This is a genomic window from Sellimonas caecigallum (assembly GCF_019754295.1).
GTDB lineage: Bacteria > Bacillota > Clostridia > Lachnospirales > Lachnospiraceae > Sellimonas > Sellimonas caecigallum.
This window is the reverse complement of the sequence record NZ_VIRV01000009.1, coordinates 58647-74704: the sequence shown is the minus strand read 5'-3', so window position 1 is coordinate 74704 and position 16058 is coordinate 58647. Positions and strand designations below refer to the sequence as shown.

15 protein-coding genes are annotated in these 16058 nt (G+C 44.5%); 14 read left to right on the top strand and 1 reads right to left on the bottom strand.

Annotation, left to right across the window (positions count from 1 at the left end; translation table 11 throughout):
• Positions 1-22: 22 nt before the first annotated feature.
• Genes FLB61_RS07745 through FLB61_RS07725 form a run of 5 tightly spaced genes read left to right on the top strand, consistent with a single transcriptional unit; the run spans position 23 to position 5555 of the window.
• Positions 23-586 (top strand): ECF transporter S component, encoded by a 564-nt coding sequence (locus FLB61_RS07745; RefSeq protein ID WP_087201460.1) that lies wholly within the window; start codon positions 23-25, stop codon positions 584-586.
• Positions 583-3222, top strand: a complete 2640-nt coding sequence (gene polA / locus FLB61_RS07740) for a DNA polymerase I (protein WP_405121513.1) — start codon at positions 583-585, stop codon at positions 3220-3222. The genes FLB61_RS07745 and polA overlap by 4 nt, the downstream gene beginning before the upstream one ends.
• Positions 3209-3859 (top strand): dephospho-CoA kinase, encoded by a 651-nt coding sequence (coaE, locus tag FLB61_RS07735; RefSeq protein ID WP_246599162.1) that lies wholly within the window; start codon positions 3209-3211, stop codon positions 3857-3859. The genes polA and coaE overlap by 14 nt, the downstream gene beginning before the upstream one ends.
• Positions 3856-4653 carry an MBL fold metallo-hydrolase gene (locus FLB61_RS07730; protein ID WP_221919808.1) on the top strand — a complete coding sequence of 266 codons (798 nt, stop codon included), beginning with the start codon at positions 3856-3858 and terminating at the stop codon, positions 4651-4653. Before coaE ends, FLB61_RS07730 begins: the two co-directional genes overlap by 4 nt.
• A 44-nt stretch (positions 4654-4697) precedes the next feature.
• Positions 4698-5555: a DegV family protein gene (locus FLB61_RS07725; protein ID WP_087201414.1), complete on the top strand. Its 858-nt coding sequence runs from the start codon at positions 4698-4700 to the stop codon at positions 5553-5555.
• A gap of 49 nt (positions 5556-5604) precedes the next feature.
• On the opposite strand, the gene FLB61_RS07720 is transcribed toward FLB61_RS07725, so the two are convergent.
• Positions 5605-6894 (bottom strand): nucleotidyltransferase, encoded by a 1290-nt coding sequence (locus tag FLB61_RS07720; protein ID WP_221919807.1) that lies wholly within the window; start codon positions 6892-6894, stop codon positions 5605-5607.
• A gap of 82 nt (positions 6895-6976) precedes the next feature.
• On the opposite strand from FLB61_RS07720, the gene mgtE reads away from it, so the two are divergent.
• The 9 genes from mgtE to grdF all read left to right on the top strand — a co-directional run bounded on the left by mgtE (position 6977) and on the right by grdF (position 16039).
• Positions 6977-8308, top strand: coding sequence for a magnesium transporter (gene mgtE / locus FLB61_RS07715; RefSeq protein ID WP_221919806.1), 1332 nt, complete (start codon positions 6977-6979; stop codon positions 8306-8308).
• 124 nt (positions 8309-8432) lie between these two features.
• Entirely contained in the window at positions 8433-9428 is a 996-nt protein-coding gene (gene pta / locus FLB61_RS07710; protein ID WP_087201408.1) for a phosphate acetyltransferase, read from the top strand.
• 18 nt (positions 9429-9446) lie between these two features.
• Complete coding sequence (locus FLB61_RS07705) at positions 9447-10634, top strand: acetate kinase (protein WP_087201406.1); 1188 nt, start codon at positions 9447-9449, stop codon at positions 10632-10634.
• A 65-nt stretch (positions 10635-10699) separates the two neighbouring features.
• The gene (locus FLB61_RS07700; RefSeq protein ID WP_087201404.1) at positions 10700-11227 is read left to right on the top strand and encodes a YceD family protein; all 528 of its coding nucleotides are present in this window, start codon (positions 10700-10702) and stop codon (positions 11225-11227) included.
• 2 nt (positions 11228-11229) lie between these two features.
• Entirely contained in the window at positions 11230-11412 is a 183-nt protein-coding gene (gene rpmF, locus FLB61_RS07695) for a 50S ribosomal protein L32 (RefSeq protein ID WP_024732412.1), read from the top strand.
• A gap of 626 nt (positions 11413-12038) precedes the next feature.
• Positions 12039-12428: a GrdX family protein gene (locus FLB61_RS07690; protein WP_087201402.1), complete on the top strand. Its 390-nt coding sequence runs from the start codon at positions 12039-12041 to the stop codon at positions 12426-12428.
• A gap of 16 nt (positions 12429-12444) precedes the next feature.
• On the top strand, positions 12445-13134 hold the full coding sequence (locus FLB61_RS07685; protein ID WP_221919805.1) for a TetR/AcrR family transcriptional regulator: 690 nt from the start codon (positions 12445-12447) through the stop codon (positions 13132-13134).
• A gap of 269 nt (positions 13135-13403) precedes the next feature.
• Complete coding sequence (grdG, locus tag FLB61_RS07680; RefSeq protein ID WP_087201398.1) at positions 13404-14690, top strand: sarcosine reductase complex component B subunit alpha; 1287 nt, start codon at positions 13404-13406, stop codon at positions 14688-14690.
• A gap of 26 nt (positions 14691-14716) precedes the next feature.
• Positions 14717-16039, top strand: a complete 1323-nt coding sequence (gene grdF, locus FLB61_RS07675) for a sarcosine reductase complex component B subunit beta (protein WP_221919804.1) — start codon at positions 14717-14719, stop codon at positions 16037-16039.
• Positions 16040-16058 lie beyond the last annotated feature (19 nt).

Sequence of the window (16058 nt, the reverse complement as noted above, 5' to 3'; positions counted from 1 at the left end):
CGCCGGGGACGGAGGAGAGAAAATGAGAGAAAGTCAAAGACAGGTTGTAGAAAATGCCAGAATATTGAAGCTTGTATATGCCGGAGTGCTGACCGCTGTCGGAATCGTGCTTCCGCAGGCATTTCACATATTTGGACAAAGCGCCGGGGGGATGTTTCTCCCAATCCACTTGCCGATCTTGATGGCGGGTGTACTTTTGGGAGGCGGATATGGCCTTGGGGTTGGTATTCTTGTACCAATATTAAGCAGTGTACTGACCGGGATGCCGCCTGTTCCGAAAGTATATTTTATGTTGTTTGAGACGGCGGTCTATGGCCTGACGGCAGGTGTGCTGGCAGAACGAAAGTATCCGGTCTATCTGAGACTGATTCCGGCTATGGTAGCTGGCAGAGTTGCCTATGGCCTCTCGCTGATTGTTGGAGTTTATATTTTTAATCTTCATTTTCCATTTGCCAATGGAACAGCTTTTGTGAGCGGAATCGTGAGCGGTATCCCGGGGATCATCATCCAGCTGATCGTGATTCCGGTATTGTTCCGAGTTCTGAAAAAGGCCGGACTGACATTTGAAAATGAAACAGAGGTATGACAATGAATGAAAGACAGTATGAAAATCAGAAAATTCTTCTGATAGACGGGCACAGTATTCTGAATCGTGCCTTTTATGGAATCCCGGATCTGACCAATGCGGAGGGACTTCACACGAACGCGATATACGGATTTTTGAATATTCTTTTCAAAGTGCTGGAAGAAGAAAAACCAGAATATCTTACAGTGGCATTTGACGTCCATGCGCCGACCTTCCGTCATGAAATGTTTGAAGACTACAAAGGGACGAGAAAGCCGATGGCTGAAGAACTGCGCCAGCAGGTTCCGGTCATGAAGGAAGTCCTTCAGGCAATGGGCATCCGAATCGTAGAGCAGGCCGGGCTTGAAGCAGATGACCTGATCGGCACACTTTCGAAACGTGGCGAGAAGGAAGGCATGAATGTGGTCGTTTTGTCCGGAGACCGGGATCTTCTGCAGCTTGCCACAGAAAAAGTAAAGATTCGTATTCCAAAGACAAAGCAAGGCCGGACAGAGGTAGAGGACTATCTTGCAGCGGATGTCAAAGAGAAATACCAGGTAACGCCGCAGGAGTTTATTGATGTCAAAGCATTGATGGGAGACAGCTCGGACAATATTCCTGGGGTGCCAAGTATTGGCGAGAAGACGGCCACAAAGATCATTGTGGAATATGGATCCATTGAAAATGCGTATAGTCATGTGGAAGAACTCAAACCGCCGCGGGCCGCAAAGGCTTTGAAAGAACACTATGATATGGCTCAGATGAGCAAGGCACTTGCGACTATCAACGTGGATGCGGATTTCCCTTATGAGTTTTCAGAAGGAAAGATAGGAAATCTGTACACGCAAGAAGCCTACGAATATTTCCAGAGACTGCAGTTTAAAAATCTGCTTGGACGCTTTGATGTGGAGAGCCCGGCAAATCAGATTGAAGATCAGTTCCGGGAGATCACAAAAGAAGAGGAGGCAGAAGCAGTCTTTGAAAAGGCTGCAGGTGCTCCTTGTGTCGGGATCGCATTTGAGAAAGACACAGAAAATGTTCTTCCGCTTTTCAAAGATCAGGCGGGGCTTTCCGGAATCGGGGTTGCATTTGGGGAAGACCAGATCTACAACATTCGGACATCCGACACAATGACAGAAACATATCTTCTGGAGAAAGTGACGTCTCTCACTGAATCCCGTGCAGTTATTTCCATGTTTGATGTGAAAGCGGCCATGAAACAGATTCAGATCCGGAAGCCGGAAAATACGTTTGATGTCCATGTGGCAGCTTACTTGTTAAATCCTTTGAAAAGCGCGTATGAGACAGATGACATTGCCCATGAATACCTGGATCTGAATATCGATGAGAAACTTCCGGCGGAGAAAAAGACATGTTATGAAGCATATACTATGTTCCGGGCGGAAAAAGTGCTGAGAGAAAAACTTCGGGAATATGAGATGGAGGCGCTGTTTGACGAGATAGAGATGCCGCTCGTGTTTACCCTTTCTGACATGGAAAAAGCTGGTGTAAGGATTGCGGCAGATCAGCTGAAAATGTACGGTTCGGAACTGGGAGATAAAATAGAAGAGCTGGAAAAGGAAATATACGATCTGGCCCAAGAGACGTTTAACATCAATTCTCCGAAACAGCTTGGGGTTGTGCTTTTTGAGCATCTGGAGCTTCCGCACGGAAAAAAGACAAAGACCGGATATTCTACGGCGGCTGATATCTTGGAAAAACTGGCGCCTGATTACCCGATCGTATCGAAGATTCTGGAATACCGGCAGCTTGCGAAACTGAAGTCCACTTATGCAGACGGACTTGCCAATTTTATATCGGACGACGGAAGGATCCACGGGACATTCAACCAGACAGTGACTGCCACAGGGCGGATCAGCAGTACAGAACCAAACCTTCAGAACATTCCGATCCGTATGGAACTTGGAAGATTGATCCGGAAAGTTTTTATACCGGAAGAAGGTTATGTATTTGTAGACGCTGATTATTCCCAGATCGAACTGCGTATTCTGGCACACTGCTCCGGGGATGAAGCGCTGATCCATGCATATCAGGAGGCACAGGATATCCACCGGATCACAGCGTCGCAAGTATTTCACACACCGTTTGAGGAAGTCACGGACTTACAGAGAAGAAATGCCAAAGCGGTAAATTTCGGAATTGTCTACGGAATCAGTTCTTTTGGACTGAGCCAGGATCTGAGTATTACGAGAAAAGAAGCCGGGGAATATATTGATCGGTACTTTGAGACTTATCCGGGTGTGAAAGCATACCTGGACGGAGAAGTTGCTTTTGGCAAGGAAAACGGCTATGTAAAGACAATGTTTGGAAGGCGCAGGCCGATACCGGAATTGTCTTCCAGTAATTTCATGCAGCGCAGCTTTGGAGAGAGGGTTGCTATGAATTCGCCTATCCAGGGGGCGGCAGCAGATATCATGAAGATTGCCATGATCCGGGTAGGACGGGCATTGCGCAGCCGTGGGCTGAAATCCAGGATTGTGATCCAGGTACATGATGAGCTTTTGATCGAGACGAAAAAGGAAGAAGTCGAGATCGTGAAGCAGATTTTAAAAGAGGAAATGGAACATGCAGCTGATCTGAGGGTACCGCTGATCGCGGACATGAGCCAGGGAAGCAGCTGGTATGAAGCGAAGTAAGGATGAAAATATCATGAGGATCATTGGTATTACCGGAGGGGTAGGTGCGGGAAAAAGCACCGTCCTCTCTTATATGGAAAAACACTGCGGGGCAGTGATCTGCCAAGCGGACAAAACCGCCCATGAACTGGAAGAGCCGGGAGAAGAGTGTTACAGCCGGATTGTGGCACAGTTTGGAAATTCGATTCTTTCGGCGGACGGTACCATTGACCGGAAAAGACTGGGGAGCATTGTCTTTGGAGATAGAGTTAGTCTCGAAAAGTTAAATGCCATCGTCCACCCGGCAGTGAAGGATCGCATCCAAATGCGGATCCGGGAAGAAAAAGGAAAAGGGACAGAGCTTTTTGTGATAGAGGCCGCTCTCTTGATTGAAGATCACTACGATGAGATTTGTGATGAACTGTGGTATATTTATGCAGATGAAGATGTGCGAAGGAGAAGACTCAAAGAGACAAGAGGATACTCAGACGAACGGATAGACGGCATCTTAAAAAGTCAAAAATCTGAGGAAGAATTTCGGACACATTGCCATGTTACGGTGGACAACAGCGGGGATATGGAAGAGACTTGCATCCAGATCAAAAAAGCGTTACAATGGGAAGAAATGAAAAATAGCGGGAGAGACGAAACACGATGAGAATTTGCAGTATCGCAAGCGGAAGCAGCGGGAATTGTACATATATCGGAGGCGAACATACCAATTTTCTTGTGGACACAGGAATCAGTAAAAAAAGGATAGAAGAAGGTTTAAAAGAGCTGGATGTAAAAGGAGAAGAGCTGGACGGGATTTTTATTACCCACGAACATGTGGATCATATCCAGGGGCTTGGTGTTTTCAGCAGGAAATACGGGATCCCAATCTATGCCACGCCGGGAACCATTCGGGGAATACAAAATTACAGTGGACTAGGAAAAATGCCGGAAGGGCTTCTGAATGAAATCCGGGCAGATGAACCCTTTGTTATGAAGGATACGATGATTCGGCCGTTCCGCATTTCCCACGATGCAAATGAGCCGACGGGATTTAGGTTTGAGGAAAAAGGCAAAGCGGTAGCTGTTGCAACTGATCTTGGAATATACGATGAATATATCATTCGGAATCTCAGTAATTTGGATGCGGTGCTTTTGGAGGCAAACCATGACATCCATATGCTGGAAGTGGGTGGATATCCGTATTATCTGAAGCAGCGTGTGATGGGAAATAAAGGACATTTGTCAAATGAATTGTCAGGAAGACTGCTCTGTGCTATACTACATGATAATTTGAAACAAGTGATTCTTGGACATTTGAGTAAGGAAAACAACTACGAGGAATTGGCATACGAGACGGTTAAACTGGAAGTAACGCTTGGGGAAAATCCATATAAAGGGGAAGATATCCCTATCATGGTGGCGAGAAGAGATCGATTGTCCAAGGCTGTGTCTGTCTGATACTGCCGTCTCATATTTGAAAGAACAGAAAGAGAGGAAATGGAATGAGTAAAGTCGCAGTTTTGACGGACAGTAATAGCGGCATCACGCAGGAAGAAGCGGAAAAAATAGGGGTTGGCGTGCTTCCTATGCCGTTTTTCATCGATGAGGAAGAGTTTTTTGAAGGGGTAACTCTTTCGCGAGATACTTTCTACGAAAAGCAAAAAGGAGGAAGCGACATCAAGACATCTCAGCCAGCGCCAGGAAATGTGATGGCACTTTGGGACAAGTATCTGGAAAAATATGATGAGATCGTATACATCCCGATGTCCAGCGGTCTGAGCAGCTCCTGTGAGACCGCCATCCTGCTTTCGGAAGATTATGACGGCAAAGTGCAGGTTGTAAACAATCAGCGGATTTCTGTCACACAGAAACAGTCTGTAAAAGATGCGGTAGAGCTTGCAAAGAAAGGAAAAAGTGCAGCGCAGATTAAGGAAATCCTGGAACGCACCGGAAAAGAGTCCAGTATCTATATTACTGTGGATACATTGAAATACCTGAAAAAAGGAGGACGCATCACACCAGCCGCAGCAGCTGTTGGAACAGTACTGAATTTAAAACCAGTCCTTCAGATCCAGGGAGAAAAACTGGATGCTTACGCCAAAGTGAGAGGGTGGAAACAGGCGAAAAAGACGATGCTGGATGCGATGGAAAGGGATATGCTGCATCGTTTCCATAATCAGAGAATCTATCTGCATGTTGCATATACATGTACGAACGAAGAGGCACAACTCTGGAAAGAAGAGATTGAAGACCGTTTTCCGCAGTATGATGTAGATATGGATCCACTGGCACTCAGCATTGCCTGTCATACAGGTCCTGGCGCTATGGCTATTGCGTGCACAAGGGTGTTGGAAGAATAAGCATAAGCTGCGAAAGAATGAAAAAATCATTTTTTCACAGCTTGTTTTGTTATACGATCTCAAGTGGATGATTGTACTCATTGCAAAAGGGAGTCTTGAATTTGTTTGTGATGACAGACTCGTAGAGATTGGATGCGAATATGTCGAGATGCAGCATGCGCTGTCCAGCATCCGACAGTGTATCCATCTCCGTAAGTTTTGGGAGAAGCGGGATGGAGGAAGCGGTCTTAATTTGGGATAAAATCTCTTTATCCTTCTTCACAAATCCAAGCATTCTTGCGTAAGGAACAGGGTCGTTTTCTCCGAGAGTTTGCAGGTGGCTTTTTCTGATGCCGAGAAGAATGTGCAAAAGTGCCCGGCTGATGCGGGAATATGTGATTTCCTTTGTTTTTAAAAGATCACAAAACTGGTCAAAGTTTAAATAACTGTTTGCATGTTTCATGATCCGGTTTGCCAGTTCCTCCGACACGTCCGCGTAGCGGGTTAACGTACCCCTTGTCTCCCTCATGAGACAATATTTCAGAAGCAGGGAAAAGTCATTTGCATACACCGGATAGCGGGTAAGATGTGTCCTCTCCAGGAGCGAGATGCATTCTGCCGGTACATGATCCTCCAGGCGTGCCAGGATGGAAGAGAGCTTCGGCTCATCGTAAGGCTCCTCATCGTTCGTACGGAAAGAATTCCCGGAATAAAGAAGCAGCTTTCGGATCGCGGTGGCAGAACTTAAATTTCCCGGAGTTTCCAGATCTTCCGAGTGATACGAAGCGTCCTTTCTTTTGATCGTGTAAGCTTTCATAGAACTTTTCGACCGGATGATAGCCTTTAAGTATTCGATACCCAGCGTATTGTTGGGACTTGAAAGGATCGATGCTAGGGAAGGGTCTTCCAGGTAAGCATACAAAGCTTTTTCTCTGGCGGCTGGAAAAGAAAGTCCATTTCGCAGATGATCCTGAAGAGATTTTCTGTATTTTTCCGGTTCTTCTTCCAGGATATGGGCAATTTTCCAAAGGAGCGAAAGATCTCCGCATTCACTCCCGAAACAGATGGAGTCGATACATCCCAGACTGTCAAGGAGAGAGACGGCCCCACGGGCAAAATATTCTGCACTTCCTGTTGCAAAGCAGACAGGAAGTTCGAGAACGAGGGATACACCTGATTTTAACGCAACCTTGGCACGAAGGTGTTTTGGCATGATGGCCGGGTTTCCCCTTTGGACAAAATTGCCGCTCATCACTACTACAACTGCATCTGCTCCAGTCACTTCTTTTGCTTTCCTTATATGATATTCATGTCCATTGTGGAATGGATTGTACTCTGCGATCAAACCAACTAATTTCATAATGTTCTTGTATATCCTCCTCGAAATGATTATACTATAAAATGGTAGTATGGTCAAAGCAGAAAGGGGGATACAAAGAAAGATGGAATTGGAAAAAATTCTGAAAATGTTGGAAGAGAGAGAATTTAAAGAATTGAAAGAAGAGCTTTCCGGTATGTATCCCGTTGATATTGCAGCTCTTTTAGAAGAGGTGGATAAAAGGCAGATCGTGCTGATTTTCCGTCTGCTTGCAAAGGAAGAGGCTGCAGAGACATTTACTTATATGGACAGCGATACAAGAGAATTCCTGATCAATGCCCTTACCGATTCCGAACTTGAGGAAGTCATGGACGAGATGTATCTGGATGATACGGTGGATGTTCTGGAGGAACTTCCGGCAAATGTAGTGGACAGGCTTTTGATGGCGACTGATGAGGAGACAAGAGCTCAGATCAACACGCTTTTGCGCTACCCGGAAGACAGTGCCGGAAGTGTCATGAACGTGGACTATATCAGTTTCCGGAAAGAGATGACGGTGGAAGAAGCGATTTTGAAGATCCGGCAGGTCGGGATCAACCGCGAGACGATCTATACCTGTTATGTGACAGAGCAGCGAAAACTGATCGGATGGGTGGATATCAAAGATCTTCTTACGTCCAGCGAGAGCAAGCGCATTGAGGAAATCATGGATACGAATATCCTGTACGCACATACTCACGATGACCAGGAAGATGTGGCCACTATGATCAAAAAGTACGGACTCGTTGCCATTCCTATTGTGGACTACGAAATGTGTATTGTCGGGATCGTCACGGTAGACGACGCGATGCTTGTCCTGCAGGATGAGGCGACAGAAGACATCAGCATGATGGCCGGTGTCAGTCCCAACGACGAATCTTATTTCGGCACGTCCGTGTGGCAGCATGCAGCACACCGTATTCCATGGCTCTTGTTTCTGATGCTTTCGGCTACTGTGAGCGGAATGCTCCTGGCTTATTATGAGAAGTCCATGGCTGCCATGCCGATATTGATTACACTCATTCCGATGCTGATGGGGACAGGGGGAAACTGTGGTTCCCAGAGTTCCACACTGATGATCCGGGGGCTTGCGGTAGGAGAGATTCGTTTTAAGGATATTTTTAAAGTTATTTTTAAGGAGATCCGCATCGCTTTGATAGTAGGAGTTGTCCTGTCCGTCGCAAATGCGATCCGTATCTATGTCATGTATCACGATATAAAACTTGGCAGTGTCATCGGTATTACGATCATTGCTATTGTGTGTATGGCGAAAGTGGTTGGGTGTACATTGCCGCTGGTAGCGAAAAGACTGGGACTTGACCCTGCGCTGATGGCGACACCTCTGATCTCGACACTTCTGGATACGGGAACGATTCTTGTCTATTTTGCTATTGTGACTGTTATGTTCGATATTTGAAGAAGAGAAAAAGACCGAAAAAGGGAAATTGTATTGAAAAAGAGACAGATTATCTCTTGTATACAATTTCCCTTTACGTTATAATAATTATATCTGAGAATAAATGGAAAGGAGTCTATAAATCATGGGATTTATTGATGAAATCAAGAAGAAAGCAAAGGCTGATCTCAAGACGATCGTTCTTCCGGAGACAGAAGACATCAGAACGTATGAAGCAGCCGAGGCCATTCTGAAAGAAGGGACAGCAAAGCTGGTTCTGATCGGAAGTGAAGAAGAAGTTGCAAAAAATAAAGGAAGCTTTGATATCAGCGGCGCTCAGATCGTGGATCCGGCCAAAAGCGAAAAGACAGAAAGCTACATCGCTAAGCTGGTGGAACTGAGACAGAAAAAGGGAATGACAGAAGAACAGGCAAGAGAGCTGCTTTTAACAAATTATCCATATTATGGAGTCATGATGGTAAAAATGGGAGATGCAGACGGAATGGTTTCCGGGGCATGCCACTCTACTGCGGACACACTTCGTCCATGCCTTCAGATATTGAAGACAAAACCGGGCACAAAGCTTGTATCTGCATTTTTCATCATGGTTGTACCGGACTGTGATATGGGAGAGAATGGAACATTTGTATTTGGCGATTGCGGGCTGAATCAGAATCCGACGTCAGAAGAGCTTGCAGCGATCGCTGTCTCTTCAGCAGAAAGCTTCAAACAGCTTGTCGGAGCAGAGCCGAGAGTGGCAATGCTTTCTCATTCTTCTATGGGAAGTGCAAAGCATGATGATGTCACAAAAGTAGTAGAGGCAGTCAAGATCGCAAAAGAACAGGCTCCTGATCTGATGCTGGATGGAGAACTTCAGCTAGACGCAGCGATCGTTCCTTCCGTGGGAGCATCCAAAGCTCCGAACAGCCCGGTAGCAGGAAAGGCCAACGTGCTGATCTTCCCGGATCTGGATGCCGGAAATATCGGATATAAGCTCGTACAGCGTCTTGCAAAAGCAGAAGCGTACGGACCGATGACACAGGGTATCGCAGCGCCGGTCAATGACCTTTCCAGAGGATGCAGCGCAAAAGATATCGAAGGTGTTGTTGCTATCACAGCAGTACAGTGCCAGCAAAAATAAGAAAGGAAGAAAAAAGAAATGAAAATTTTAGTTATCAACTGTGGAAGTTCTTCATTAAAGTATCAGCTGATCGATATGGAGAATGAGAGTGTATTGGCAAAAGGCCTTTGCGAGAGAATCGGGATCGACGGATCAAAACTGACACACAAACCGACAGGAAAAGAATCTTATGCGGTAGAAAAAGACATGCCTGATCACAAAGTTGCAGTACAGCTTGTACTGGAGGCGCTGATGGATAAAGAACACGGAGTGATCGAAAATACAGAGGAGATCACAGCGATCGGACACCGTGTACTCCATGCAGGAACAATCTACAGCGATGCGACACTGATCACAGAAGATGTAAAGAAAGTTATCCGCGATTGTTTCGACCTTGGACCTCTTCACAATCCGGCAAACCTCATCGGTATCGAAGCGTGTGAAGCAGCAATGCCTGGAAAACCGAACGTAGCTGTATTCGACACAGCATTCGGTATGAAAATGCCGGAAAAGGCAGCTATGTATGCTATTCCGTATGAATATTATGAAAAATACAGCATCAGAAGATACGGCTTCCATGGAACAAGCCATATGTTCGTATCCGGCGAGACATTGAAATGTCTTGGAAAAGACGATGCGAAGGTAATTGTCTGCCATCTTGGAAACGGAGCCAGCATCTCTGCATCCATCGGAGGAAAATGTGTAGATACAAGTATGGGACTGACTCCTCTGGAAGGTCTTATCATGGGAACACGAAGCGGAGATATTGATCCGGCAGTGCTTCAGTTTATCTGCAATCATGAAAATATTGATATCAATGAGATGCTCAATATCCTCAACAAAAAATCTGGAGTTCTTGGAATGAGCGGTGTATCTTCAGACTTCCGTGATGTGAGAAAAGCGGCGGATGAAGGAAATGAACGTGCTATAACAGCTTTGGATGCTTACAGATACCGCGTGGTAAAATATATCGGATCCTACACTGCAGCCATGAATGGCGTGGATGCTATCACATTTACGGCAGGAGTCGGCGAAAACGATACAGCAATGAGAGAAGAAATCTGCGCATACCTCGGATATCTCGGAATTAAGATCGATCCAGAGAAGAACGCAGCAGCAAGAGGAGAAGCAGCAGAAATCTCTACTGCAGACTCAAAAGTGAAGGTTTATGTCATTCCGACAAATGAAGAGCTTGCTATCGCACGTGAAACAAAAGCATTAGTATAAAAAAACTGTTGACAAAATTTCTGCACATGGTATAATAGTCAAGGTATGAATAGGAGTGAAGAATCATGTTCATTGACCTATCAGACGTATTGTCTGAACAGCACAAACCGATTGATGTTTCTGTTCCTCTGGAACTTGATGAAATGAAGATTCCAGGTGGGCCGTATTTTCTGAAAGAGAAAAGTCCGGTTCATATCAAGGTGGAGCACGTCAAAGGAAAAGAGATTTCCGTGACAGGGGAGTGCAGCCTTATCGCTGTGATACCATGTGACAGATGTCTGGAACCGGTAGATGTACCTCTTGATATAAGATTCGAGAAACATGCCGTGACTGGCAAGGATCAGGCTGAACAGACGGAGGAGACAGAAGAATCAGACTATATTGACGGATATCATCTTGACGTCGACAAATTACTCTATAATGAGATTTTGATAGGATGGCCGGCAAAAGTCCTGTGTAAGGATGACTGCAAAGGGATTTGCAGTACTTGTGGTCAGAACCTAAACGAGGGAACCTGTGACTGTGAAGACACAAGTCTTGACCCGAGAATGTCAGTTATCCGCGATGTGTTTAAGAATTTTAAGGAGGTGTAACGATGTCAATTTGTCCAAAGAATAAAACTTCCAAAGCAAGACGCGACAAGAGAAGAGCAAACTGGAAAATGAGCGCTCCGAACCTTGTAAAATGCAGCAAATGCGGCGCTTTAATGATGCCTCACAGAGTTTGCAAAGCTTGCGGAAGCTACAATAAGAAAGAAATCATTACAGTTGAAGACTAATGAAAATGACGAAAAATGGGGATTTGCAGTGATGCAGATCCCTTTTTTTCGTACTAGCCTACCACATATTTACCACATTTTAAAAACAGGGTCAGATTTCCAGAAACTTAAGGATTTCGGGTATTATTTCTCTTGGTGGTATTGTACTGATTTATGACAATACAGTTAGGCCATATATCGTACAAAAAAAGACGTAGATTTAGTGCTGAAAGATCCTGATAAAGAAAAAGAATGGTTCAATAATCTACCAGAAATAGTATGATAGTTTTGGAATAGATGAGATAGAAAGTGTTATTTATAGTCGTTACGATAATGGTGGGTCAACGAAAGTTTACTCTGGTAAAAACTATAAATATCTAGCGATTAATCAATCAGAAATATCTCTACAAGTCACAATATCCGCAAGTCATACCAGAAGAATGAAAATTAATTCCGTATAGTATTTAATTTTGAGATGAATAGAAAAGATATTACTATTGTCGAGTACCGGCACATTGTTTTGGGAAAACTAAGATCAAGCGGCTCTTGCCCCTTTATCCCATGTATGCTAAGATGAAAGAACAAGAGATATCTGATCTTACCGTACATAGGATCGGAAAAAAGAGACAGAAAAGAGGCGTGTAGCTATGTGGGACAAAGATAAAGCAATTTTGATAACAAACAATGACAGGGTTTATGAAAAATATAAAGACAGCATGAAAGTTTTTCTGTTGGATTCTTACGAAGAGGTGCTGATCAAGGTGCGGGATTATGTATATGACAGACATCTGCTCCTGACACATCCGCAGGCATCCAGCTTAAAACCGAATCAGACCCCATATCGTTCCGTTGTGGTATATCCAAAGGGAGAAGAAGACAATATGAAAGATATTATGCTGATCGAGAAGTGTATCGAAACTTTCCGGCAGTGGCAGGAGATTGCACCGACGCCGGAAAAATATCAGGACAAGGTGGCAGAAGATTTCAAGACCATTGATCTGTCTGTAATTGATAATATCATTCCAAGGATATGTTAGAAAGCCGTGAGAAAATGTGAAAAGAGAAAAATATTTTAAAGGACTTACGAGAAGAGATTATATTGCAAGAACAAACGAGATCATCCATCAGGAAGGGATTGAGGCAGTTTCTATACGTAGGATTGCAAAAGAAATGGGGTGTTCATCGGCAAGTCTTTACCGGTATTTTGAAAATCGTGACGAGCTTCTTTACTATGCAGAGCTTGGGGAGATGAATGATTATATTAGAAGGCTGAATAAGGCTGAAAAAGGCTGGACTAATGTCTGGGATATTTATGTTGGGGTGTGGTATTGTTACTCCATGGAGGCATTCCGAAAGCCGGAGGCATATAATCTTTTGTTTTTTACTTATGACAATAATAAGCTCAGAAATTCTATAAAAGAGTACTATGTTATGTTCCCTGAGATGATTGGTTCTTCCAATCGCATGTTTCATCGGATGCTTCAGACTTCCGATTTTATGGGGAGAGATTATGAGATGTGCCGGAACTGTATTAGAGCCGATGCGATAGATGAGGAAAAAGCAATTATTTTGAACAGAATGGTCTGTATGCTGTTTAAAGGCTATTTTAAGACCGTCTGTGATGAGAAACCTGATGATGACAGTATTAATTTGATGGTGCGCCAGTTTGTCCGAGATATCGAAGAGATTGTACGAATGCTGGCAAAAAATCTGAAGGGATATACAAAATATCAGATGGAATAAGGATGGATATAAAGGCTTCGGGAGCAGGAAACTGCGCCTGAAGCCTTTATAGATATTATCTATAAAATGGCTCTATTGAAAAGTGCAATAAAAAAAGACAGAAAAAATGTGAAAAATAGACAAAAATAAAAAAGATTCAGGAAAAACTTGATAAAAAACAAACAAAAATATATAATGCATATATAGAAATCATAAATAGAGGTAACAGATAAATCTTTATTTTTTTGATTGAAAGTTATCGCGATTACAAAAAGAAGGAGGGATTTTCTATGAAATTGGAATTAGGCAAGATTAAGATCAATGACATCCAATTCGCAGAGAAAACGTACGTGAAAGACCATGTCCTTTACGTGAACAAAGAGGAAGTAGAAGCACTTGTCCTTGAAGACGACAAATTGTTGGGCTGCAGCCTTGACATCGCACGTCCGGGCGACAAGACACGTATCACACCGGTTAAGGACGTGATTGAGCCTCGCGTAAAAGTAAAAGGCGGAGAAATTTTCCCTGGCATGATCGGAAAAGTAACGCCGCCGGCAGGCGAAGGACGTACTCACGCGCTGGATGGATGCTGCGTTGTGACAGTCGGCCGCATTGTTGGATTCCAGGAAGGTGTCATCGATATGAGCGGACCTGCAGCAGATTACTGCCCGTTCTCAAAGACAGTGAACCTGTGTGTTGTGATTGAGCCGAAAGAAGGACTTGAGACACATGTCTATGAGAAAGCAGGACGTATGGCAGGATTAAAAGTCGCTGCATATCTGGGAGAAGCAGGAAGAGATATCGAACCGGATACACTGGAAACATTTGAGACAAAGCCAATTTTTGAGCAGGCTCAGATGTACCCGGATCTTCCGAAAGTAGGATATGTACATATGCTTCAATCACAGGGACTCCTTCATGATACATATTATTATGGAGTGGATGCAAAACAGTTTGTTCCGACTTTTATGTATCCGACAGAAATCATGGACGGCGCCATTGTATCCGGAAACTGTGTGGCACCTTGTGATAAGGTTACGACATACCATCATTTCCACAATCCGGTTATCGAAGACTGCTACAAACATCATGGAAAAGATATCAATTTCATGGGCGTGATCCTGACAAACGAAAACGTTTTCCTTGCAGATAAAGAGAGACATTCCGATATGGTTGCAAAACTGGCCGAATGGATGGGACTGGATGGAGTGCTCATCACAGAAGAAGGTTACGGAAACCCGGATACAGACCTTATGATGAACTGCCGGAAGGTAGAGCAAAAAGGCGTTAAGGTCGTTCTGATCACAGATGAGTTCCCAGGAAAAGACGGAAAGTCACAGTCACTGGCCGATACATGTGACGAAGCTACGGCACTTGCTTCCTGCGGACAGGGAAATGCAACACTTCATTTCCCGGCTATGGATAAAGTGATTGGTACAATGGACTACATTGAAAGCCAGATTGGCGGATGGGCAGGCTGTGTCAACGAAGATGGATCATTCGAAGCAGAGCTTCAGATTATCATTGCCTCTACCATCGCAAATGGATTTAACTGCCTTGCAGCGAAGGGATATTGATTTAGTTTCAGAGAGGAGGAACCAATATGGCAAAATATAAAATTGTTCATTATATCAATCAGTTCTTTGCCGGAATCGGCGGAGAAGAAAAAGCGGATTACAAACCAGAAGTAAGAGAGGAAGCATTAGGACCAGGCACAGCACTTGTCGATGCTCTTGGAGAAGATTTTGAACTGGCAGCTACAATTATCTGCGGCGACAACTATTTCGGAGAAAATCTGGATGAAGCGACAGATACAATTATCGAAATGGTCAAAAAATACGAACCAGATGTATTTGTAGCTGGACCTGCATTTAACGCAGGACGTTATGGTGTTGCCTGTGGTACGATCTGTAAGGCTGTGGAAGAAAGACTGGGAATCCCGGTTGTGACAGCAGCTTACGAGGAAAACCCGGGCGTTGACATGTTCCGCAAAGACGTAATCATCGTGAAAACAGGAGATTCTGCAGCTACGATGAGAAAGGTACTGCCGTACATGGTAAACATTATCAAGAAGATGGCAGCGGGCGAAGAGATCCTTGGACCTGAGGAAGAAAACTATCACGAGAGAGGTATCCGTGTCAACTACTTTGCAAAAGAGAGAGGATCCGAACGTGCGATCCAGATGCTTGTAAAGAAGATGAAAGGAGAACCGTTCGAAACAGATCTTCCGATGCCGAAGTTTGACAGAGTACCGCCGGCACCGGCAATCAAAGATATCAAACACGCAAAGATTGCTGTCGTAACATCAGGTGGAGTTGTTCCGGTAGGAAATCCGGATCATATTGAATCTTCCAATGCAACGAAGTTTGGCATTTACTCCATCGAAGATATGGATGAGATGACACCAGACAAATTCACAACGATCCATGGTGGATATGACCGCCAGTTTGTTATGGAAAATCCGAACCTTGTCGTTCCGCTTGACGTTTTGAGAGAAATGGAAAAAGACGGAGAATTCGGCGAACTTGTCAACTTCTTCTGTACGACGACAGGTACAGGAACAGCCACAGGATCTGCGGCTAAATTTGGAGATGAGATCGGAAAGATCCTCACAGAGAAAGAACATGTTGACGGTGTTATCCTCGTCAGCACATGAGGTACCTGTACTCGTTGCGGTGCAACGATGGTTAAAGGAATCGAAAAATATGGGGTTCCTGTAGTACATATGGCAACAGTCGTTCCGATTTCCCTTACGATTGGTGCAAACCGAATCATCCCAGGTGTTGGTATCCCGTATCCTCTTGGCGATCCTACTCAGGGCGAAGTGGATTCCAAGAAGATCCGTAAGAGAATGGTACGCCGTGCTCTGAAAGCACTCCAGACAGAAGTAGACGGACAGACGGTATTTGAAAAAGACAACTTCTAAAGAGAAGTCGCGAGTAAAA

Excerpts from the sequence above, each read along its gene's own strand:
- FLB61_RS07700 (WP_087201404.1), top strand. The coding sequence starts at position 10,700 with ATGTTCATTGACCTATCAGACGTATTGTCTGAACAGCACAAACCGATT.
- rpmF (WP_024732412.1), top strand. The coding sequence starts at position 11,230 with ATGTCAATTTGTCCAAAGAATAAAACTTCCAAAGCAAGACGCGACAAG.
- pta (WP_087201408.1), top strand. The coding sequence starts at position 8,433 with ATGGGATTTATTGATGAAATCAAGAAGAAAGCAAAGGCTGATCTCAAG.
- coaE (WP_246599162.1), top strand. The coding sequence starts at position 3,209 with ATGAAGCGAAGTAAGGATGAAAATATCATGAGGATCATTGGTATTACC.
- grdG (WP_087201398.1), top strand. The coding sequence starts at position 13,404 with ATGAAATTGGAATTAGGCAAGATTAAGATCAATGACATCCAATTCGCA.
- FLB61_RS07720 (WP_221919807.1), bottom strand. The coding sequence starts at position 6,894 with ATGAAATTAGTTGGTTTGATCGCAGAGTACAATCCATTCCACAATGGA.
- FLB61_RS07730 (WP_221919808.1), top strand. The coding sequence starts at position 3,856 with ATGAGAATTTGCAGTATCGCAAGCGGAAGCAGCGGGAATTGTACATAT.
- mgtE (WP_221919806.1), top strand. The coding sequence starts at position 6,977 with ATGGAATTGGAAAAAATTCTGAAAATGTTGGAAGAGAGAGAATTTAAA.
- FLB61_RS07705 (WP_087201406.1), top strand. The coding sequence starts at position 9,447 with ATGAAAATTTTAGTTATCAACTGTGGAAGTTCTTCATTAAAGTATCAG.
- polA (WP_405121513.1), top strand. The coding sequence starts at position 583 with ATGACAATGAATGAAAGACAGTATGAAAATCAGAAAATTCTTCTGATA.
- FLB61_RS07745 (WP_087201460.1), top strand. The coding sequence starts at position 23 with ATGAGAGAAAGTCAAAGACAGGTTGTAGAAAATGCCAGAATATTGAAG.
- FLB61_RS07690 (WP_087201402.1), top strand. The coding sequence starts at position 12,039 with ATGTGGGACAAAGATAAAGCAATTTTGATAACAAACAATGACAGGGTT.
- FLB61_RS07725 (WP_087201414.1), top strand. The coding sequence starts at position 4,698 with ATGAGTAAAGTCGCAGTTTTGACGGACAGTAATAGCGGCATCACGCAG.